Source organism: Thalassobacillus pellis, assembly GCF_016908295.1.
Lineage (GTDB): Bacteria > Bacillota > Bacilli > Bacillales > Halobacillaceae > Thalassobacillus > Thalassobacillus pellis.
This window is the reverse complement of record NZ_JAFBDO010000001.1, coordinates 682,161-701,779: the sequence shown is the minus strand read 5'-3', so window position 1 is coordinate 701,779 and position 19,619 is coordinate 682,161. Positions and strand designations below refer to the sequence as shown.

At 45.5% G+C, this 19,619-nt stretch carries 21 protein-coding genes; all 21 read left to right on the top strand.

Translation table 11 applies throughout. The features are described 5' to 3' along the window. The first annotated feature begins 46 nt into the window (after positions 1-46). The 21 genes from glpX to atpB all read left to right on the top strand — a co-directional run bounded on the left by glpX (position 47) and on the right by atpB (position 19,577). The gene (gene glpX / locus JOC33_RS03325) at positions 47-1,015 is read left to right on the top strand and encodes a class II fructose-bisphosphatase (RefSeq protein WP_205090912.1); all 969 of its coding nucleotides are present in this window, start codon (positions 47-49) and stop codon (positions 1,013-1,015) included. Positions 1,016-1,361: 346 nt separating this feature from the next. Beyond that, positions 1,362-2,663 (top strand): transcription termination factor Rho, encoded by a 1,302-nt coding sequence (gene rho / locus JOC33_RS03320; RefSeq protein WP_205090909.1) that lies wholly within the window; start codon positions 1,362-1,364, stop codon positions 2,661-2,663. 139 nt (positions 2,664-2,802) lie between these two features. Beyond that, on the top strand, positions 2,803-3,048 hold the full coding sequence (locus tag JOC33_RS03315) for a type B 50S ribosomal protein L31 (protein ID WP_205090907.1): 246 nt from the start codon (positions 2,803-2,805) through the stop codon (positions 3,046-3,048). Between the two features lie 283 nt (positions 3,049-3,331). Next, positions 3,332-3,955 carry a thymidine kinase gene (locus tag JOC33_RS03310; RefSeq protein WP_205090905.1) on the top strand — a complete coding sequence of 208 codons (624 nt, stop codon included), beginning with the start codon at positions 3,332-3,334 and terminating at the stop codon, positions 3,953-3,955. A gap of 232 nt (positions 3,956-4,187) precedes the next feature. After that, entirely contained in the window at positions 4,188-4,583 is a 396-nt protein-coding gene (locus JOC33_RS03305; protein WP_205090904.1) for a hypothetical protein, read from the top strand. 164 nt (positions 4,584-4,747) lie between these two features. Continuing rightward, entirely contained in the window at positions 4,748-5,818 is a 1,071-nt protein-coding gene (gene prfA / locus JOC33_RS03300; protein WP_205090903.1) for a peptide chain release factor 1, read from the top strand. A gap of 1 nt (position 5,819) precedes the next feature. Next, positions 5,820-6,701 (top strand): peptide chain release factor N(5)-glutamine methyltransferase, encoded by an 882-nt coding sequence (gene prmC / locus JOC33_RS03295; protein WP_205091530.1) that lies wholly within the window; start codon positions 5,820-5,822, stop codon positions 6,699-6,701. Between the two features lie 71 nt (positions 6,702-6,772). Then, positions 6,773-7,393 (top strand): stage II sporulation protein R, encoded by a 621-nt coding sequence (spoIIR, locus tag JOC33_RS03290; protein ID WP_205090902.1) that lies wholly within the window; start codon positions 6,773-6,775, stop codon positions 7,391-7,393. Positions 7,394-7,449: 56 nt separating this feature from the next. Further along, entirely contained in the window at positions 7,450-7,848 is a 399-nt protein-coding gene (locus tag JOC33_RS03285) for a hypothetical protein (RefSeq protein WP_205090901.1), read from the top strand. 197 nt (positions 7,849-8,045) lie between these two features. Next, positions 8,046-9,089, top strand: a complete 1,044-nt coding sequence (locus tag JOC33_RS03280; RefSeq protein WP_205090900.1) for an L-threonylcarbamoyladenylate synthase — start codon at positions 8,046-8,048, stop codon at positions 9,087-9,089. Positions 9,090-9,150: 61 nt separating this feature from the next. Further along, positions 9,151-9,702 (top strand): manganese efflux pump MntP, encoded by a 552-nt coding sequence (locus JOC33_RS03275; protein WP_205090899.1) that lies wholly within the window; start codon positions 9,151-9,153, stop codon positions 9,700-9,702. A gap of 81 nt (positions 9,703-9,783) precedes the next feature. Next, a complete protein-coding gene (locus JOC33_RS03270; protein WP_205090897.1) occupies positions 9,784-10,398 on the top strand; it encodes a low molecular weight protein arginine phosphatase in 615 nt (204 codons plus the stop codon). A gap of 171 nt (positions 10,399-10,569) precedes the next feature. Beyond that, complete coding sequence (gene rpiB, locus JOC33_RS03265; RefSeq protein WP_205090896.1) at positions 10,570-11,010, top strand: ribose 5-phosphate isomerase B; 441 nt, start codon at positions 10,570-10,572, stop codon at positions 11,008-11,010. 120 nt (positions 11,011-11,130) lie between these two features. Then, entirely contained in the window at positions 11,131-11,700 is a 570-nt protein-coding gene (locus JOC33_RS03260; RefSeq protein ID WP_205090895.1) for a TIGR01440 family protein, read from the top strand. 32 nt (positions 11,701-11,732) lie between these two features. Beyond that, on the top strand, positions 11,733-12,968 hold the full coding sequence (locus JOC33_RS03255; protein ID WP_205091529.1) for a serine hydroxymethyltransferase: 1,236 nt from the start codon (positions 11,733-11,735) through the stop codon (positions 12,966-12,968). A 279-nt stretch (positions 12,969-13,247) separates the two neighbouring features. Then, a complete protein-coding gene (upp, locus tag JOC33_RS03250) occupies positions 13,248-13,880 on the top strand; it encodes a uracil phosphoribosyltransferase (RefSeq protein WP_205090894.1) in 633 nt (210 codons plus the stop codon). A 14-nt stretch (positions 13,881-13,894) separates the two neighbouring features. Next, positions 13,895-15,040 carry a non-hydrolyzing UDP-N-acetylglucosamine 2-epimerase gene (gene wecB / locus JOC33_RS03245; protein WP_205090893.1) on the top strand — a complete coding sequence of 382 codons (1,146 nt, stop codon included), beginning with the start codon at positions 13,895-13,897 and terminating at the stop codon, positions 15,038-15,040. 484 nt (positions 15,041-15,524) lie between these two features. After that, on the top strand, positions 15,525-17,696 hold the full coding sequence (locus JOC33_RS03240) for a S8 family serine peptidase (protein ID WP_205090892.1): 2,172 nt from the start codon (positions 15,525-15,527) through the stop codon (positions 17,694-17,696). A gap of 573 nt (positions 17,697-18,269) precedes the next feature. Continuing rightward, the gene (locus tag JOC33_RS03235) at positions 18,270-18,458 is read left to right on the top strand and encodes an AtpZ/AtpI family protein (protein ID WP_420825695.1); all 189 of its coding nucleotides are present in this window, start codon (positions 18,270-18,272) and stop codon (positions 18,456-18,458) included. 1 nt (position 18,459) lies between these two features. Further along, positions 18,460-18,849: an ATP synthase subunit I gene (locus tag JOC33_RS03230; RefSeq protein WP_205090888.1), complete on the top strand. Its 390-nt coding sequence runs from the start codon at positions 18,460-18,462 to the stop codon at positions 18,847-18,849. 5 nt (positions 18,850-18,854) lie between these two features. Continuing rightward, entirely contained in the window at positions 18,855-19,577 is a 723-nt protein-coding gene (gene atpB, locus JOC33_RS03225; protein ID WP_205090886.1) for a F0F1 ATP synthase subunit A, read from the top strand. The last annotated feature ends 42 nt before the right edge of the window (positions 19,578-19,619 follow it).

Genomic DNA, 19,619 nt, shown 5'->3' with positions numbered 1-19,619 from the left:
CCATGGAGATGAGGAAAATTCTTATTCGAATGGGAGAGGAAAAACCATGGAAAGAAGTTTGACAATGGAATTAGTACGTGTCACCGAAGCGGCGGCACTAAAATCAGCACGCTGGATGGGACGAGGGAAGAAAGATGAAGCGGATGACGCTGCCACGTCTGCAATGCGTGATGTGTTTGATACCGTTCCGATGAAGGGCACAGTGGTCATCGGTGAAGGAGAAATGGATGAGGCACCGATGCTTTACATCGGTGAAAAATTAGGTAATGGCTATGGCCCGCGTGTGGATGTAGCTGTCGATCCGCTGGAAGGGACAAACATCGTCGCACAGGGAACATGGAACGCATTAGCTGTCATTGCTATTGCTGATCATGGACAGCTTCTGCATGCACCGGACATGTACATGGATAAAATCGCAGTCGGCCCGGAGGCAGTCGGTAAGATTGATATCAACGCATCGATTGCCGACAATCTGAAGGCTGTAGCTGAAGCTAAAAATAAAGAAGTAGAAGACGTGGTCGCCATCGTTCTGAATAGAAAAAGGCATGAAAAGGTTATTGATGAAATCAGGGAAGCAGGAGCAAGAATCAAATTGATTCCTGATGGTGACGTCGCAGCTGCAATCAATACAGCATTCGACCACACAGGTGTCGATATCCTGTTTGGCTCGGGCGGCGCTCCAGAGGGCGTGCTCGCTGCAGTCGCTTTGAAATGCCTGGGAGGAGAAATTCAGGGGAAATTGCTGCCTTCCAATGATGAAGAAAAAGAGCGCTGTGCAGAGATGGGGATCACTGATATTGATAAAGTCCTGTATATGGAGGATTTCTGTGGAGGAGAAGATGCTATATTTGCGGCGACAGGCGTCACAGATGGCGAGCTTCTTCAAGGAGTCCAGTTCAAAGGGACGAAGGCTACTACCCAGACTGTCGTTATGCGGGCAAAATCAGGAACCGTCAGATTCATCGATGGGGACCACAGCTTGAAGAAAAAACCGAATCTAGTCATTAAACCATGATAGGGAGGAAGCCGTCCGGCGGCTTCCTTTATCCCTATTTTCCATACTGCTGTCAACCTGTTTGTTGAAATTCCCCGAATTTTTTTCTTGTTTTTATTGAATATATCCTATCAAAAGAGTTAAAATGATAAATGTTTAAATAACAGGCAAATAGTGAAAACCCCTATGAGCTTCCCAAACATAGCTTCGAGAAACCTTCTTTTCACTTCGGAAAATATTATCTTCCTGTCAGGAAAGTAATAGTTTGCCAGTTTACACGGCAACCTTCCTTTATCTTTTCAAATAGAGTAGTCGGGCATTGGAGCAGTATGCATGGAAAAAAATAATACTAGAGTGGTGAATATTTATGGCAGATTTATCCATTTCTCATTTGGAAACATTGACATTGAAAGACTTGTATGCAAAAGCAAGACAGTATAAAGTGTCCTATTATGCAAAGCTGACTAAGCGTGAATTGATTTTCGCGATATTGAAGGCACAGGCAGAAAAGGACGGATTTTTGTTCATGGATGGTATTCTTGAAATCATTCCATCAGAAGGATTCGGATTCCTGCGTCCGATCAACTATTCTCCAAGCGCAGAGGATATCTATATTTCCGCATCCCAAATTCGCAGATTCGATTTACGGAACGGGGACAAGGTTTCTGGGAAAGTCCGCCCGCCCAAAGAAAACGAGCGTTATTACGGACTGCTTCACGTTGATGCAGTGAACGGAGAAGATCCGGAAACAGCGAAAGAGCGTGTCCATTTTCCAGCATTGACACCGCTTTATCCTGATCGGATGATGAAGCTTGAGACGAAAAGCAAAAACATTTCCACCCGAATTATGGATCTGATGTCCCCGGTCGGATATGGCCAGCGCGGGTTGATTGTCGCGCCGCCAAAAGCAGGGAAGACGATGCTCCTCAAGCAAATGGCCAACAGTATCTCCATCAACCATCCTGACGCGAAGTTGATCATCCTGCTTGTAGACGAACGTCCTGAGGAAGTTACCGATATCGAACGGTCTGTTGCAGAGGATGTCGATGTCGTCAGTTCCACATTTGATGAAGTTCCGGAAAACCATATCAAGGTTTCGGAACTCGTGCTAGAACGCGCGATGCGTCTTGTAGAGCACAAGCGCGATGTGATTATTTTGATGGACAGTATCACAAGGCTTGCAAGGGCCTATAACCTTGTCATCCCGCCGAGTGGCCGGACGTTATCCGGCGGTATCGACCCGGCAGCTTTCCACCGGCCGAAACGCTTTTTCGGAGCTGCAAGAAATATTGAGGAAGGCGGCAGCTTTACCATCCTGGCGACAGCCCTTGTCGACACCGGCTCGCGTATGGATGACGTCATTTACGAAGAATTCAAAGGAACCGGAAACATGGAGCTGCATCTTGACCGCAGCCTAGCTGAGCGCAGGATCTTTCCTGCCATTGATGTGCTTCGTTCTGGTACAAGGAAAGAAGAATTGCTGCTTCCTAAAGAGCAGCTTGAAAAAATATGGGCGATCCGGAAAACGATGTCCGATGCCCCTGATTTCGCCGAACGTTTCAACCGCCGTCTGAGAGCTTCGAAAAACAATGAAGAGTTTTTCGACATCATGAGCAAAGAAATGAAAGGCAAATCTCCGGGCAGAAGGCCGCAAGTTTCAGGAAAGTAGAACAAGTTCTTGCATTGAAAATCTGCCCCTGTTATAATCATTCTATGTGAGTTTCGAGAACGGACAGAATGTCTGTCCATTACGGCTCTTACAATAACTCTGTTTCTAAAGGATTCAGGGCAAAAAGGAGTGGAAGAACATGAAAAATGGAATTCATCCAGAATACCGTAAAGTTGTATTCCTAGACACAAGTTCTGATTACAAATTTCTAAGCGGATCCACACAATCTTCCGAAGAAACAATCGAGTGGGAAGATGGCAACACATACCCGTTGATCCGTGTAGAAATCAGCTCAGCTTCTCACCCATTCTACACAGGTAAGCAGAAAGCTGATAAAGAAGGCGGCCGTGTTGATCGCTTTAAGAAAAAATACAACATTAAGTAATAGCAGGATTTCCTATACAGGTTATGCTGATTACACGAAAAACAGGCAAATTGTCTATCTTTTGCCTGTTTTTTTGTACGAATAGGCGGAAAAAAAGGGGGCGCAGACGTCACAGAACGCTTGACGGCAGCTCCCTTATTTTTTACTTTAAGAAAGTTTAACTTTGTTAAAGGAATAAAGTATAAGTAAAACGAAGGCTTTTGCCATTAAGACTTGGCGACAAGCCAAGTTTTTCTAACGGTATAAGAAGTTGCGTCAGTATGAGAAGGGAGCGACTAGTAACGTGTATGTGATGAAACAAAGCGGATGGGTCGAAGTGATTTGCGGGAGTATGTTTAGTGGGAAATCGGAAGAATTGATTCGGCGTGTACGTCGTGCTACATATGGCAATTTGTCTGTCCGGGTATTCAAGCCAGTAATAGACAATCGTTATTCCGAGGATGCCATCGTGTCTCATAATGGCACATCCGTACTCGCAAGGCCCGTTGACCATGCCAGGGATATTCTTGATACAGTGAATGACGAAGTGGATATCGTCGGTATTGATGAGGTGCAATTTTTTGATGAAGAAGTTGTAGGGGTTGTCGAAGCGTTAGCCGACAAAGGAGTCCGGGTAATTGTAGCCGGTCTGGATACGGATTTCCGTGGAGAGCCGTTTGGTACGATGCCGGAATTAATGGCTCTAAGCGAAATGGTCACTAAGCTGAATGCTATATGCCCGATCTGCGGATCTCCAGCCAGTCGGACGCAACGACTGATAGATGGTCGTCCAGCATCCTATGATGATCCAATTATTTTAGTCGGAGCTTCAGAATCTTACGAACCAAGATGCCGACATCACCATGAAGTACCTAATAAACCCAGGCAACCGCAAGTGAACAGCCGTACTGTTGAAAATCGTGCCTGATCAGAATGATGCCAGAACCGAAAGTTTATCGCTTTCTGTTCTGGCTTTTTTACATTAGATAAAGTATAAAATTTTGCAGCGCAGCTTCTCGACATAAAAATTGCTTCCGCTGATTCTGGCCCGTGCTCCGCTGATAACTCGCGCCAGAGCTGCGGGTGTTTACCGCAGATTTCCTGCAGTCGCTCATATTCTCCTTTATCACGGACATGCTAAGGAAAAAGGAGTGGAAGGTATGAAGCGACAGTGGATAGCGACGATTGCTCTTGCAGGGTTAGTTTTAACAGCATGTGGCGGTAATGAAGGTAATTCCCGTGGCGTCAGCGAAGACGAACAGGGAGCTTACTTTACCAATGATGCCCCGACAGATAATTATCATCCGAGGACCATGCGGAATGTCGGCGACACATGGGGGCTGAAGCAAGACAGAGAACTAATCAGGAGCGCGGCGGAAAGTGTTCCCGGTGTTGAAGTACAGCGAGTCATCATCGACAGCACGACTGCCCGTGTTACTGCTAATATCGAGCAGGAAAATTTATCCGATGCTGATAAACAGGAATGGATTGCCCAGATAAAACAGGCTATTGAACGTGCAATGCCGCGTTACGATATTCGAGTGAGGGTACGCTGACAAAAAACCTGGCGGAAAGTTGATAATTATTCCGCTCCAGGTTTTTTTGATGCCATCATCATCTGTGAAATCTCATCCATAAAAAGTATATCTCCATCCGTCATCTTGTAACTGAGAAGGCTCTATAATATAATTATACTGTTATAGAGAAAGAGGTGGATCGAATGTTAGAACGTTTACAAACATTAGAAGATCGTTATGAAAAATTGAATGAACTATTAAGTGATCCAGAAGTGATCAGTGATACGAATAAATTACGTGACTATTCAAAGGAACAGGCTGGGCTTGAGGAGACAGTCCAGGCCTATCGTGAATATAAGGATGTCACCGCTCAGTTGGATGACGCCAGGACTATGCTTGATGATAGTCTTGATGATGATATGTACGATATGGTAAAAGAAGAAATCCAGGAATTGCAGGAACAAAAGGAAAAGCTGGAAGAGCGCCTGAAGGTATTGATGATTCCAAAAGACCCTAATGATGATAAGAACGTCATCATGGAAGTACGGGGAGCAGCAGGCGGGGACGAAGCTGCCTTGTTTGCTGGTGATTTATTCCGGATGTACAGTCGTTATGCAGAAACGCAGGGGTGGAAAGTCGAAGTGATCGAATCCCACCAAAATGATGTAGGCGGTTATAAAGAAGTCATTTTCATGGTGAACGGACAGGGGGCTTATTCAAAGCTGAAGTATGAAAATGGAGCGCATCGTGTCCAGCGTGTACCGGAAACAGAATCAGGCGGTCGCATTCACACTTCTACTGCAACGGTAGCTGTACTGCCGGAAGCAGAAGAAGTGGAAGTGGAAATCCATGACAAAGACATTCGTGTCGATACGTTTGCATCCAGCGGTCCAGGTGGGCAAAGCGTCAACACGACAATGTCTGCTGTACGTTTGACCCACGAACCGACCGGTGTCGTCGTATCCTGCCAGGATGAAAAATCCCAGATCAAGAATAAGGAAAAAGCAATGAAGGTACTTCGTGCCAGAATATATGATAAATTCCAGCAGGAAGCACAGGCGGAATACGATGAAAATAGGAAGTCGGCTGTCGGTTCCGGTGATCGTTCCGAACGGATCCGTACGTACAACTTCCCGCAAAGCCGTGTAACCGACCATCGCATCGGCCTTACGATACAGAAGCTTGACCAGATTCTGGAAGGGAAATTAGACGAAATTCTAGATTCCTTGATCATGGAAGAACAAACGAAAAAACTGGAACAGATTGGTGAGTAAAATGGACCTACCATTTAAAACAATTCAGGAAGCCCGGCGCTGGGCTTCCCTTTTTTTAAAAAACAATCAGCGGGAAGAGCGTGTCGGCGATATACTGCTCGAGCATCACCTAGGCATGTCGTTTACACAGATGCTCGTATATGAGCGCGATTCTTTCCCAAGTGATAAGCGTGAAGATTTTATAAATGATGTGCAACGCCATGCCGAGACAGGAATCCCCGTCCAGCATTTGATCGGCCACTCGGAATTTTACGGACGCAGATTCCATGTAAATTCCCATGTGCTCATACCGAGACAAGAAACGGAAGAGCTGGTGGAAGGTGTACTAAGTTTTATCGGGGAAATATATTCAGAAAAACCGCTTACCATAGTTGATATCGGCACAGGGAGCGGTGCAATCGCATGCACACTTGCCCTGGAGCATCCGCAGAGCAAACTGCATGCGACAGATATATCCCCGGAAGCAATCGAGACTGCCAGCAGAAATGCGGAAGAACTTCAGGCATCTGTCAGCTTTCATCAAGGAAATTTCCTAAGTCCGCTGCCGGAAGATACAAACCCGGATATCATTGTGTCGAACCCTCCATACATTTCTGAAACGGAAGCTGGGGACCTCTCCGATACGGTCTCTGAATTTGATCCCCACTTGGCTCTATTTGCTGACGAAAATGGCCTTGCCGCTTATCGGGAAATCATCGGCCAAATCCGTTCCTGCGATTTCCGCCCTTCCCTGATTGTATTTGAGATTGGTCATCAACAGGGAGAGATAGTAAAAAAAATGATTCAAGACACGCTTACCGGCTATCAGGCAGAGATCCGAAAAGATCTCAACGGAAAACCAAGAATGGTATTCGCGAAAAACAGTATAGAAGAAAAATGCTAGATTAAGAGTTTAAAACTACATTCCCCTGCCCATACTTAGAAACATACAAGTCATGGGAGAGGGGAAACAAAATGAAACGTGCACTTATTTTATTCATGATTCTATCATTCCTTTTTATATCTGATCCATCTTACCGTTCGATTGAGGCAGGCAGCACCAGTGATTTTCAAGTCATCCCTGATGAAGCTATCCGGCTTCGGATATTGGCAAACAGCAATCAGAAGGCTGATCAGGAGTTGAAGCGGGAAGTAAGAGACAAAGTAAATGCGGAAATAACGAAATGGGTGGAAGAGCTCACCTCCATTGAAGCTGCAAGAGAACTGATCGAAAGCCGTCTTCCTGACATTGAAAGAATCGTAGCGGCGACGATAGAGGAAGCTGGAAGCGGGCAATCTTATCAGGTTGATTATGATGATAGTGTTAAGTTCCCGACAAAGCTTTATGGCAATTTCGTTTATCCTGCCGGCAACTATGAAGCTATCCTGATTACACTAGGCAAAGGAAATGGCGAAAACTGGTGGTGTGTCCTGTTCCCGCCATTATGCTTCCTTGATTTTTCAGATGGTGCAACAGTCGCTTCAGCTGCAGAAGCAGGTGATCAGGCAAACGTAGAAGCGCCTCCAGCCGATGAGCCGGAAGTTGATTTTTTCTTAGTTAAAGTCTGGAATGGTATAAAGAATATATTTTCTTAGCATATAAAACCCACCCTTTCTCATAGAGTAATGATAGAAAGGGAGTGGGTTTCTATATGGAAATTGTAAAAATAGATGACGCACATTGGAATCGGATTGCAATCAAATATAATCATCCGGCCAATGAGGGATTCGAGCGTGATAAACTACTTGAGCATGGTTTTTTGATAAGGGAAGGCGATGTCTCTATTGGCAGCTATCTCTTAGTACCTGTGGATGATTATTGTGCAAAATTGAAACAGCTTACACTATTCTTACAGGCGACACCTGAATTGCTGCTGGTGATTTTTCATACCATCATTGCGCAAATGGATGAATCGGATTGGAAAACGATCCGTGTAACCAGTCATACGGAGCAATTAGACGCGCTGTTGGAACATTTCGATTTCAAATGTCAGGGTTCAGACACAGAGCAGGCGGGGCAGCGTTTATGGGAATACAGTACGGGAAGATGAAGTTATCCACTTATGGGGATAACTTCATCTCTTTTTATGAGATATATGTGGATAAATAAGTAGAAAAGCGATTATTTAACAGAAATTATTCACAGTAGTGTGTATAAGTTGTGGGTAACTTGTGCACAGCTCCTTCACTTGCTTCCCTCTGCTGCAAACTTCATAATGAATATAGCAGATGAAAAAGGAGAAAAAGTATGGATATCGAAACAAAGATTTGGAAAATAAATCCCAGTGCTGTAGCGGATTATAGCAGACAAATTGATGAAGCAGTGCGTTTACTGGAAAAAGGGGAAGTCGTGGCTTTTCCGACAGAAACGGTCTATGGACTTAGCGCGGATGCGACGTGTGAGCAAGCTGTGGATAAAATATTCCGGGCAAAGGGCCGTCCAGCTGATAATCCACTCATCGTTCACGTAGCGGAATATGAACAAATAGGTATGCTAGTCACTTCCATTCCAGGAATGGCCAGGAAGCTGATCGATCGATTCATGCCAGGGCCATTGACATTAGTGCTGAAGAGTAACGGAACAGCGGCGAAAAATGTTACGGCTGGACTGGACACGGTTGCTGTGCGTATGCCGGATCACCCTGTAGCAATAGAGGTTTTGAAAGCCTCTTCTGTACCGCTTGCTGCTCCCAGTGCCAATCGGTCCGGGCGTCCAAGTCCGACTGACGCAGATCATGTCTATCAAGATTTGCATGGAAGGATTGGAGGTATAATTGACGGGGGTCCTACTGGGGTTGGCCTGGAGTCGACCGTTGTGGACTGCACAGGGGAGATTCCGGTCATTTTGCGTCCGGGTGGGATTACCCGCGAGCAAATTGAGCAGGTCACTGGGGAAGTCATGGTTGACCCCGCCCTTGCTGATCAAAAGGACCAGCCGAAATCCCCGGGCATGAAATATACCCATTACGCACCGGAATCCCCGTTGTGGCTCATTGATGGGGATGACAGCTTCTTCTTGGATCAACTGGAAAACCTGGAGCAAGAAGGTTCGCGGGTAGGTGTGATTGCCAGCAGCGAACTGGCGACGCAGCTTCTCGATAAACGAGTCATCTCCTGTGGTTCCCGTGATGATTTAAAAGAAATCGCTGTCCATTTGTATAAAGCATTACGAGAGTTTAAGAAATCGGATGTCGATGTGATTTTATGTGAAAGCTTCCCGGAACATGGCGTCGGAGAAGCGATTATGAACCGCCTCGAAAAAGCAGCAGTGAAAAAAATCAATCAATTCTGAAGCATCATATACGCCTCCCTTCCCGCATATAGTGAGATAGCATGTCCGGGGAGGTTTTCAAATGGCTTCCATTTGGTTGGGAGAATTCGTTTCATTAGCTGTACTTGCCTTTGCACTGGGGCTGGATGCTTTTTCTGTATCATTGGGAATGGGCATGCAGGTCATCCGTTTAAAGCGAGTGTTTTTCATAGGAATTATGGTTGGGATTTTTCACATGGTCATGCCTTTCATCGGAATTACACTGGGCAAATTGGTCTCTTCCCAGTTTGACCAGGCAACCATTCTCATTGGTGGGGCATTGCTGCTCGGCTTAGGAGCCCACATGTTCTTTTCCTCTTTCCGCGACGATAAAAAGCCGCCCCAGGCCCCTATTGGTCCAGGCGTCTACCTGTTTGCTTTCACTGTGAGCATCGACAGCTTTTCGGCAGGCTTAAGCCTCGGTATTTCCGGTGCAGGCATGCTGATGGCTGTTGTCCTTTTCGGCTGCATCAGCATGGTACTTACATGGCTTGGATTCATCCTAGGCAGAAAAGCGAAAGGACTGCTGGGCACTTACAGTGAATTACTTGGCGGCAGTATTCTTTGTGGCATCGGCCTGAATATGATTTTTTGATCATACTGATTATTTTCCTCAGAAAATTCCCTTATGATAATATTGGTAAAAGAAAGAAGCTTTTTAGGAGGAGATCAGGGAATGAAGGTTTTGTTCGTATGCACAGGCAATACTTGCCGGAGCCCGATGGCGGAAGCGCTGCTGAAACACCTCGGTAATAATGTTGAAGTGCGGTCTGCTGGAATATTTGCTGGTAAAGGCAGTCCGATGTCAGAAGGGACAAGACAAGTGCTCGAGGAACAGAGCATTGCCTTCGATCATCATTCCCAGCCGGTTACACCTGAGCTGGTGGAATGGGCGGATATCATTTTAACGATGAGCGAACAGCATAAACAGACACTTATCATGCAGGATGAAAACTGTCGGGACAAATGCTTTACCTTAAAAGAATACGTGCTGATCGATCAGTCCAGCAATTGGGAAAAGCTTAAAACAGCGTATGCTGATCTTGAAGAAAAAAAATCCCGCATCCTCCAGGACCATAAAGGTGAGGATGATATGGAAACAATACAGAATAAGCTATATGAAGCCTGTAAAAAGGATTTGGAAAAAATTCAGGAATTAGAGGATCAACTCCCGGATCTTGACATTGTCGACCCATTTGGTGGCGATGTGGCCATTTACCGTAAGACCCGTGAAGATATCGAGAAGCATATAGTACTCCTTGTGAAAAAATTAGAAGATAATAACAGCTGACCAGCAAACCTGGCAGCTGTTTTTTTAATTTTGTAAAATATTAAAATGATGGGTGTTGATGCTTTAACCCTATGATCAAGATCTTCCTGGTATTGGCATTAAATTCGACACCTGGCAATTGACATGTTCTTGGGAAACAAGCATCATATAATCAGAAGGAGTGATGGCAGCATGAAAATAATTCTAGCGTCCGACCATGGAGGAACGAACTTGCGGAAAGAAATTGCCTCCTTGTTAGACGAACTGGAAATTCAATACGAAGATATCGGTTGTGACTGTGCCGGGTCCGTCGATTATCCAGATTACGGAATCCCTGCAGCGGAGCGTGTGGCAAATGGGGAATTTGATAAAGGAATCCTCATCTGCGGGACAGGTATTGGAATGTCTATTTCAGCAAATAAAGTGAAGGGCATCCGCGCAGCGCTTGTCCATGATCTGTTCAGCGCCAAAGCTACCCGTGAGCACAATGACTCCAATGTCCTGTGCATGGGGGAACGTGTAATCGGTCCTGGACTTGCAATAGAAATCGTCCGTACGTGGGTTTCCACAGAATATGAAGGCGGACGTCACGCAAATCGGGTTGGAAAGATTGCCGAATACGAAAATAAATAATAGAATAGAAAATAGAGTGTAGAGGAGCATATGAAATATAGGCTTCTCTTTTTTCAAAATTGGTAAAGTAGTTGAAAGTTTTTGGGCTCAAATTCAGCCTCATGGAGGTGGCAGCATATCATGGATTTGGAACGCATCAGTAAAGATGTCGAGACAATCGTGACTGAAATTTCCGAGAGTGGTCATATCAAGGCAGGCGAGCAATTTGTCATCGGCTGTTCTACCAGTGAAATTGCAGGTGAACGGATCGGCACTTCCGGAAGTGAAGAAATAGCTGCCGTGTTGTTCGAGGCGTTTCAACGTCTTAAGGAGGAAACTGGCGCAGCACTCATTTTTCAATGTTGTGAGCACTTGAACCGGGCGTTAGTCATGGAGCGCAGTACAATGAAGGAACACGGGTACGAGCAGGTTTCTGCCATCCCGGTTCCAAAGGCTGGCGGTTCGATGGCTTCCTACGCATATAAGCGGCTGGAAGACCCTGTATTGGCAGAAACAGTACAGGCGGAAGTGGGGATCGATATTGGTGATACCCTGATCGGGATGCACTTGAAACGAGTGGCCGTCCCGCTTCGGTTTTCACAGAAGTCTGTTGGACATGCCCATTTGAACACAGCCCGGACCAGGCTGCGCCTCATTGGCGGCGAACGCGCCGTATACAAGCAGCCACAAGTGGAAGCAGAGTGTGACTAATCATTTGCAACAGCAGAGAGGGGAAAGTAATGATGGAACAAGTCAAACAAAGGGACCTGGCAGTATTCCAAGCAATGGAGGATGAAAAAACCAGGCAGCAGGAAAAGATTGAACTGATCGCATCTGAAAATTTCGTCTCAGAAGCAGTGATGGAAGCAATGGGCTCCGTCCTGACGAATAAATATGCGGAAGGCTATCCTGGCCGACGTTACTATGGCGGCTGTGAACATGTGGATGTCGTTGAGAATTTGGCCCGTGATCGTGCAAAAGAATTGTTCGGTGCTGATCACGCTAATGTACAGACTCATTCTGGCGCCCAGGCGAACATGGCTGTTTATTTTACCGTCCTGGAACCAGGCGATACAGTACTTGGAATGAATCTGAATCATGGCGGCCATTTGACACACGGAAGCTCCGTAAACTTCAGCGGTAAACTGTACAATTTTGAAGATTATGGTGTAGATAAAGAAACAGAAAGAATTGACTATGACGCTGTATTGGAAAAAGCGAAGGAGCTAAAGCCGAAGCTGATTGTAGCTGGAGCCAGTGCCTATTCCCGTACCATTGATTTTGCGAAATTCCGGGAAATAGCCGATGAAGTCGGTGCCTACCTGCTGGTTGATATGGCGCATATTGCCGGTCTTGTAGCTACTGGCCATCACCCGAACCCAGTCCCTCACGCCCATTTTGTCACGACAACTACCCATAAGACATTACGCGGGCCACGTGGCGGAATGATCCTGTGCAAAGAGGAATTCGCCAAGAAAATTGATAAGACCGTTTTCCCTGGCATGCAGGGCGGCCCATTGATGCACGTCATCGCTGCTAAAGCTGTTTCCTTTTATGAAGCTTTACAGGATGATTTCAAGTCTTATTCTGAGCAGGTCATCAAAAATGCCAAGCGACTTGGTGAGTCCTTGCAAAAACAAGGTGTACGCCTAGTGTCCGGCGGTACAGACAACCACTTGCTGCTCCTTGATGTACGTCCGCTGAATCTTACTGGTAAAGTAGCTGAAAAAGCATTGGATGAAGTTGGCGTAACGACGAACAAGAACACCATCCCTTTCGACCCGGAAAGCCCGTTTGTAACCAGCGGTATCCGTATCGGTACAGCAGCAGTCACTTCCCGCGGCTTCGGGGAAAAAGAAATGGACGAAATCGCAGAAATTATCGCCTTCACACTTAAAAACCATGAAGACGAAGAGAAAATGAAGCAGGCTGCTGAGCGTGTACTACGCTTGACCAGCCAGTTCCCACTATATCAATAATGGACAAAGAGGTTGTTACCAGGAAAAATTCCCCCTGGTTCAGCCTCTTTTTCATTGGCGATTAGTATTGCAGGTCAATAGCGGGGAGGGATTGGTCCAGCGCTGGTGGCAGCCTGTGGATTTCGTTATCATTGACTTTTCGAGATATCTAATACGCAGCGACCGCTGATAAACTATTCAACAGACACTTCCACTTTCTTCAGGTTGCGGTTATTGTTTTTCTTTTGTACAATTTGAAGGATGCCAACTATAAAATATGTCGAAGGAGTGAATCGGCTAATGGGAAACGTATACGTTTTGGATCATCCGTTAATCCAACATAAGCTGACATACATACGGAAAAATAGTACAGGCACGAAAGACTTTCGAGAGCTCGTGGACGAAGTGGCTGCTTTGATGGCTTTTGAAATCACTCGTGATTTGCCTGTGGAAGAAGTGGAAATCGATACGCCAGTGGTTTCCGGAGCAAAAGCGAAAGTTCTTACAGGGAAAAAAATCGGTCTTGTTCCGATTTTACGTGCCGGACTTGGCATGGTAGATGGTATGCTGCAATTGATTCCAGCTGCTAAAGTAGGCCATGTTGGTTTGTATCGCGATCCAGAAACTTTGAAGCCGGTGGAATACTATGTAAAGCTCCCGAGCGATATAGAAGAACGTGAACTGATTGTCCTCGACCCGATGCTGGCAACAGGCGGATCCGCCAATGCTGCGATTGACTCGCTCAAAAATCGTGGTGCCCGTCAAATTCGTCTGATGTGTATCGTGGCTGCACCTGAAGGGGTGGAGGCTGTCCAAAAAGCCCATCCTGATGTGGACATCTACCTTGCAGCATTGGATGAGAAACTGAACGATAAAGGATATATTGTGCCAGGTCTTGGCGATGCTGGCGACCGTTTATTCGGAACAAAATAGATGGGAGTGTCAACATGACGAAACCTATCAAGGTGATGACAATTTTCGGTACCAGACCGGAAGCAATCAAAATGGCTCCACTAGTGCTTGAATTGAAAAAACGGCCGGCCGAGTTCGAACCGATCGTTACGGTGACAGCCCAACATAGGGAAATGCTTGACCAGGTACTTGAGATTTTTGCTATTGAACCGGATCATGATCTGAATATCATGAAACAGCGTCAGACATTGACGCAGGTCACTTCCCGCGCAATGGAGGGTCTGGATAATGTCATGAAAGAAACAAAGCCTGATATTGTGCTGGTCCATGGTGACACGACTACGACGTTTGCTGCATCGATCGCTGCCTATTATAATCAGATACCAGTAGGACACGTCGAAGCAGGACTGCGTACCTGGAATAAATATTCCCCGTATCCTGAAGAAATGAACAGACAATTGACAGGGGTGCTTGCTGATCTGCATTTTGCTCCGACCAGTAAATCACAAGAGAATCTCATCGCAGAAAATAAATCCGAAGATAGCATTTTCATAACTGGAAATACTGCAATCGACGCCTTGAAAACGACTGTAGACGAGGATTATTCCCATGAAGTAATCGACGATCTTGGTGACCGACGTCTTGTGCTCATGACTGCTCACCGCAGAGAAAACCTCGGGGAGAATATGGAGCAGATGTTCCGGGCGATCAAACGTCTGGTCGAAACCCATGAAGATATCCAGGTCGTGTATCCTGTTCACCTGAACCCGGTAGTTCAGGAAACGGCAGAAAAAATTCTTGGCAATGACGATCGCATCAAGTTGATTTCACCACTGGGAGTCATCGATTTTCATAATTTCGCCTCACGAGCTCACCTGATTTTAACCGATTCTGGTGGTGTCCAGGAAGAAGCCCCATCCCTTGGGGTGCCAGTGCTTGTCCTGCGAGATACCACCGAACGCCCGGAGGGAATCGAAGCAGGGACCCTGAAGCTTGCTGGCACCGACGAAGATAATATTTTCAATCTTGCCGATGAATTGCTGTCAGATGCAAATGCACACGAAGTAATGTCTAAAGCATCCAACCCTTATGGAGATGGGCAAGCTTCAAACCGAATAGCTGAAGCGATCCGCTATTTCTTTAATCAGCGTGATGCCAAACCGGAAGAATTCCATCCATAATACAATATGCAGAAAAATTCCACGGAGAGTGTCCATACACTCCCGTGGAATTTTTATTTCGTCCTGCCTTTTGCCTGAACGAGCATATTTCCGCCCGGGGCGAGCATAATCCTTTGCTGGGCAAGCGTATTTCTGCCTGGGGCAAGCATAAATCATAGCTGGGCGAGCATATTTCCGACTTGAACGATCATAAACAATAGCCTCCACCTTCAGAATCCGAAAAACCTTCCACTCTTTTTAGATTTGCCTCAGTTGACTCCCACGATGAGCGATCGGTGGTGACGCCTGTGGGAACAGCGCGATCCGAAGATCAACTTGGTCAAGAAGGCTTGAGGCTGTGCCCGCGCCAAGCATCCGCCGACAAGAGTTAAGAACCAACAACAAATCTTAACAGCTCCTTTTAGAAAATGCTTTTTCAGAGCCCTTAAAGAAGAATATCTCAGCCTTTTCTTCAGATAATATAAAGAACGAAAGGGGCGAGAAAATGCTGCGTAACTCTACGATCCTTATCATCACTACTTTCATCTTCTTGGTTACTTCAGGGTTTGAAAAAGAGAAAGAAGCGACTTGGATCATTGAAGTCGATGGTAATCCTTACCAAGTAAGAAAGGAAATAGAGCAGAACCTTCCAAGAATGGAAGTGCTGACTGTTTATGATACTGTCCTTAATGGTCTTGCTGTCAAAGGTCCACCGGATAAAGTCGAACAATTAAGCGAAATTGATGCTATCGTCAATCGCCATCCTGTGCAGACTTATCATGCGACTAAAATAGAAAATATCAACCAGTCTGTCCCATTTTTGAAAGAAGTCCAGCGTGGTAATGCCCCGATTCCTTATACTGGAAAAGGTGTCAAAGTAGGTGTAATCGACACTGGAATCGATTATACTCATCCGGACCTGATCAAGAATTACAAGGGAGGCTTTGATGTCGTCGATTTTGATGAGGATCCCATGGAAACGACAGAAAATGGAGCTACCAGCCATGGCACGCATGTTGCAGGAATCATCGCGGCTGATGGAAAAATGAAAGGGATCGCGCCTGATGCTTCTTTGTATGGTTATCGCGCACTTGGCCCAGGTGGTGCCGGCACATCTGTGCAGGTGATCGCAGCAATTGAAGAGGCAGTAAAGGATGGGATGGATGTCATTAATCTCTCCCTCGGCAATGAGGTGAATGGTCCGGACTGGCCGACGAGTGTGGCTGTCGATACAGCAGTAAAGCTTGGAGTAACGGTGGTCGTCGCTGCCGGGAACACCGGGCCGGATACATGGACGGTCGGGTCGCCTGCAACCTCGACGGAAGCGATTACCGTCGGGGCATCAACCCCTCCTATGAAAGTCCCGATTATTAAAGACTCATTCCATGACAAGGAGATTCCACTCATCCCTATGATAGGTTCATCGGAATGGGAGCTTGAAAAGAGATACCGATTAGTCGATGGAGGGATAGGTGATAAGCCATTGAATAATGCCCGGGGAAAAATTGTCCTGATGAAACGGGGGAAAGTTCCTTTTACTGATAAAGCAATGCTTGCCGAAGCGGCCGGTGCGGAAGCTGTGATCATTTATAACAATGAAAAGGGTGAATTCCGTGGAGCAATCGATGGCTCAAGCGTCAGTATACCAGTCGTAGCGGTATCAAAAGAAGATGGAAAATGGCTGTCAGAAAAAAGTAAATCAGCTAACCAGTGGCTGACAACGGAATATAGAAAAGAAGTCGACCATCTTGCAGCATTCAGTTCAAGAGGACCGGTGACATCCAATTGGACGATCAAGCCGGATATCCTCGCCCCTGGGGTAGCTATTGACAGCACTGTACCCGGGGGCTATCAGGAACTGCAAGGAACGAGCATGGCCGCTCCTCATATAGCAGGGATTGCCGCCTTGCTGAAGGAAGCCCATCCAGACTGGGAACCTGAGGATATAAAAACCGCCATTCTCTCTACTGCAGAGCCACTAGTGGATGAGGCTGGGGAGTTATATATGCCGACCGAACAGGGGATGGGGAAGGTGGATATTAAATCTGCACTAAAACCTGCTGTGAAAATCAGACCATCCAAGCTCAACTTTGGCCGTTTCAACACAAATTTTCCGAAAAAGACGTTACCCATTTCTATTAAAAATACGAGTGACACCAAACAGACATTGAGCTTTGAACAACCAAAGCATAAGCAGGGGATGCAATGGATACTTCCAGAAAGCTTTACGCTCGCCCCCGGGGAGAAGAAGACTGTGAAGATCCGCCTGCATGTTCAGCCTGTTTTCCTGGAAAAAGGGCTGCATCAAGGCTGGATCAAGATGAAAAGTATTGATCAAACGTTTGAACTGCCATATTTGTTCATGCTGGAAACCAGCGATTACCCAAGGGCTATGGGCTTTGAAATAACTGCCTCCCAATTTGATCAGACAGATTACCAGTACAGATTCTATTTGCCTGAGGATTCGGAGTACGTGAAAATTGACCTGTACAACCCAGACACGCTCACCCATGTAAAAAAGCTTGTCGAGCTTGAGGAAGTGAAAGAAGGTGTGGTAGAAGGGGAGGTAAATGAAAAACTTATCAATAATGGCGGGAGGTTCATAGCTGTCATTACCATCCAGAATGACAAGAACCATTACAGCTACGGAACCCCGGTAGAAATCTATGTAGACTGAAAAAAAGAGCTGGTAAATCAGCTCTTTTTTTCTATTTCTAATGATCATGAATAACTTTTTGCAATTGGCCGGCCCCCTCGTTGGAAGCCGCTTTTCTTTGCACAAAAACATGACGAGGATACCATAAATGACAAGGCAATTTAGGTTTAAATACCCTCATGCATGCATCGTTACTCCTAACGGATCTAACCAGCTCGTATTTTGTCAGAATTACCCTGCATTAATGTCATAAAATTTTCACATTTTTATACGAGATAAGTTTTCCATTCCATGTATACTTATGGCAATTAACCCTGCGATTACCGTGAAATTCTGTAACCGTTTCACTTTAAAAATATGGAATTTTTTATATAATGAAACAAGGGTTATTTAATAGCAAAATAGGTGCTGTTGAAATTTGTCAATCCATATGTATTTTTGCTCACAAACTCATTGACAACCCAATACCCCTATTGTATGCTTACTTAGTGTGCATGATAAGGTTTTCACACACTTTTATCACGAAGGTTTTCCATCTCCAAAATCAGGATGGGAGCGGTTGCTTTGAAAAGGCAGAAAAATCCATTTCAAGCTATGGCGCTGACGAGTGCTATCGTGTCTCAGCTGGCTGGTGGACCATTGGCCGGCGCGTTTCTGGGAAAGTTTATTGATGAGCAGCTAGCGACACAGCCACTCTTTTTGATTATTGGTATCCTCTTAGGGGTGGGAGCAGGTACATACGGAACAATCCGCTTAGTACGACAGTATACGGGAGAACAATAATATGCAGCGATATCATCTCATGATCACCCGACAACGTAAGTGGATGTTTTATCTACTGGCAACATTCGTCCTCGGTTGGGGTTTTACAGATTACAAAACAATTTTCTTAGGGATCCTCTTAGGCTCGGTCTTCAGTTTTATCAACTTACTGCAAATGCAGCGCAAAATCCGCAAAAGTATCGACCATGCAGGCTCCGACCAACGAAAATCCTACAAGCTTGGCACCTTTTCAAGACTGGCTTCGGCTGGACTGGCCGTATTGATCGCTCTCCAATTTAATGAGTATTTCCACATAATCGGAGTTGTTATTGGATTAATGACAATATACGTTGTCATTATTATAGATTTTTTGCTTTTTGACTCAAGAAATCAATATATGGAAGAGGGGTGAGCACAATGAATCATGAAGCACCTTTAGCTTTGGATGTATTGGGGATTCCATGGCTGGATTTCAACCTATCCAACGTATTGATGATGTTTATTGCATCTGCGATCGTATTTATTTTTGCAGTAATGGCAAGCAGGAACCTGCAAAGGAAACCGCGAGGATGGCAGAATTTCATCGAATGGCTGATCGATTTCATCAAAGGAATCATCGGTTCTAATATGGATTGGAAAACAGGCAGGAAGTTTTTGCCGCTGGGGTTGACGCTATTTACTTATATCTTTGTCGCCAACATGCTAGGGGTAATAACGATGGCGGTGTTCGGCCATGAATTATGGTGGAAGTCACCGACATCAGATGCTGGGATCACATTGACTCTGGCTACAATGGTTGTCGTATTGACTCATTACTATGGGATCAAGGAAAAAGGAGCTAAAGAATATGGAAAAGATTTTTTCCGTCCACTCCCTTTCTTATTTCCATTTAAGATTATCGAGGAATTCGCCAACACATTGACGCTTGGTCTCCGGCTATATGGTAACATTTACGCAGGTGAAATCCTGTTGACACTTTTGGCTGGACTGGCCGTTTCCAGTGTCGGAGGATTTTTCGGGGCTGCAATCCCATTGCTTGCTTGGCAGGGATTCAGTACATTCATAGGTTTTATCCAGGCTTTCATTTTCACCATGTTGACAATGGTTTACATGTCTCACAAAGTGAGTTCAGACCATTAAATAAAAGAATATAAAAACTTTCTATATTTTAAGGAGGAGTAA

Excerpts from the sequence above, each read along its gene's own strand:
- JOC33_RS03255 (WP_205091529.1), top strand. The coding sequence starts at position 11,733 with ATGGAACAAGTCAAACAAAGGGACCTGGCAGTATTCCAAGCAATGGAG.
- JOC33_RS03230 (WP_205090888.1), top strand. The coding sequence starts at position 18,460 with ATGCAGCGATATCATCTCATGATCACCCGACAACGTAAGTGGATGTTT.
- JOC33_RS03270 (WP_205090897.1), top strand. The coding sequence starts at position 9,784 with ATGAAGGTTTTGTTCGTATGCACAGGCAATACTTGCCGGAGCCCGATG.
- JOC33_RS03275 (WP_205090899.1), top strand. The coding sequence starts at position 9,151 with ATGGCTTCCATTTGGTTGGGAGAATTCGTTTCATTAGCTGTACTTGCC.
- JOC33_RS03240 (WP_205090892.1), top strand. The coding sequence starts at position 15,525 with ATGCTGCGTAACTCTACGATCCTTATCATCACTACTTTCATCTTCTTG.
- prfA (WP_205090903.1), top strand. The coding sequence starts at position 4,748 with ATGTTAGAACGTTTACAAACATTAGAAGATCGTTATGAAAAATTGAAT.
- rho (WP_205090909.1), top strand. The coding sequence starts at position 1,362 with ATGGCAGATTTATCCATTTCTCATTTGGAAACATTGACATTGAAAGAC.
- wecB (WP_205090893.1), top strand. The coding sequence starts at position 13,895 with ATGACGAAACCTATCAAGGTGATGACAATTTTCGGTACCAGACCGGAA.
- JOC33_RS03260 (WP_205090895.1), top strand. The coding sequence starts at position 11,131 with ATGGATTTGGAACGCATCAGTAAAGATGTCGAGACAATCGTGACTGAA.
- JOC33_RS03315 (WP_205090907.1), top strand. The coding sequence starts at position 2,803 with ATGAAAAATGGAATTCATCCAGAATACCGTAAAGTTGTATTCCTAGAC.
- prmC (WP_205091530.1), top strand. The coding sequence starts at position 5,820 with ATGGACCTACCATTTAAAACAATTCAGGAAGCCCGGCGCTGGGCTTCC.
- upp (WP_205090894.1), top strand. The coding sequence starts at position 13,248 with ATGGGAAACGTATACGTTTTGGATCATCCGTTAATCCAACATAAGCTG.
- rpiB (WP_205090896.1), top strand. The coding sequence starts at position 10,570 with ATGAAAATAATTCTAGCGTCCGACCATGGAGGAACGAACTTGCGGAAA.
- JOC33_RS03305 (WP_205090904.1), top strand. The coding sequence starts at position 4,188 with ATGAAGCGACAGTGGATAGCGACGATTGCTCTTGCAGGGTTAGTTTTA.
- atpB (WP_205090886.1), top strand. The coding sequence starts at position 18,855 with ATGAATCATGAAGCACCTTTAGCTTTGGATGTATTGGGGATTCCATGG.
- spoIIR (WP_205090902.1), top strand. The coding sequence starts at position 6,773 with ATGAAACGTGCACTTATTTTATTCATGATTCTATCATTCCTTTTTATA.
- JOC33_RS03285 (WP_205090901.1), top strand. The coding sequence starts at position 7,450 with ATGGAAATTGTAAAAATAGATGACGCACATTGGAATCGGATTGCAATC.
- JOC33_RS03280 (WP_205090900.1), top strand. The coding sequence starts at position 8,046 with ATGGATATCGAAACAAAGATTTGGAAAATAAATCCCAGTGCTGTAGCG.
- glpX (WP_205090912.1), top strand. The coding sequence starts at position 47 with ATGGAAAGAAGTTTGACAATGGAATTAGTACGTGTCACCGAAGCGGCG.
- JOC33_RS03235 (WP_420825695.1), top strand. The coding sequence starts at position 18,270 with ATGGCGCTGACGAGTGCTATCGTGTCTCAGCTGGCTGGTGGACCATTG.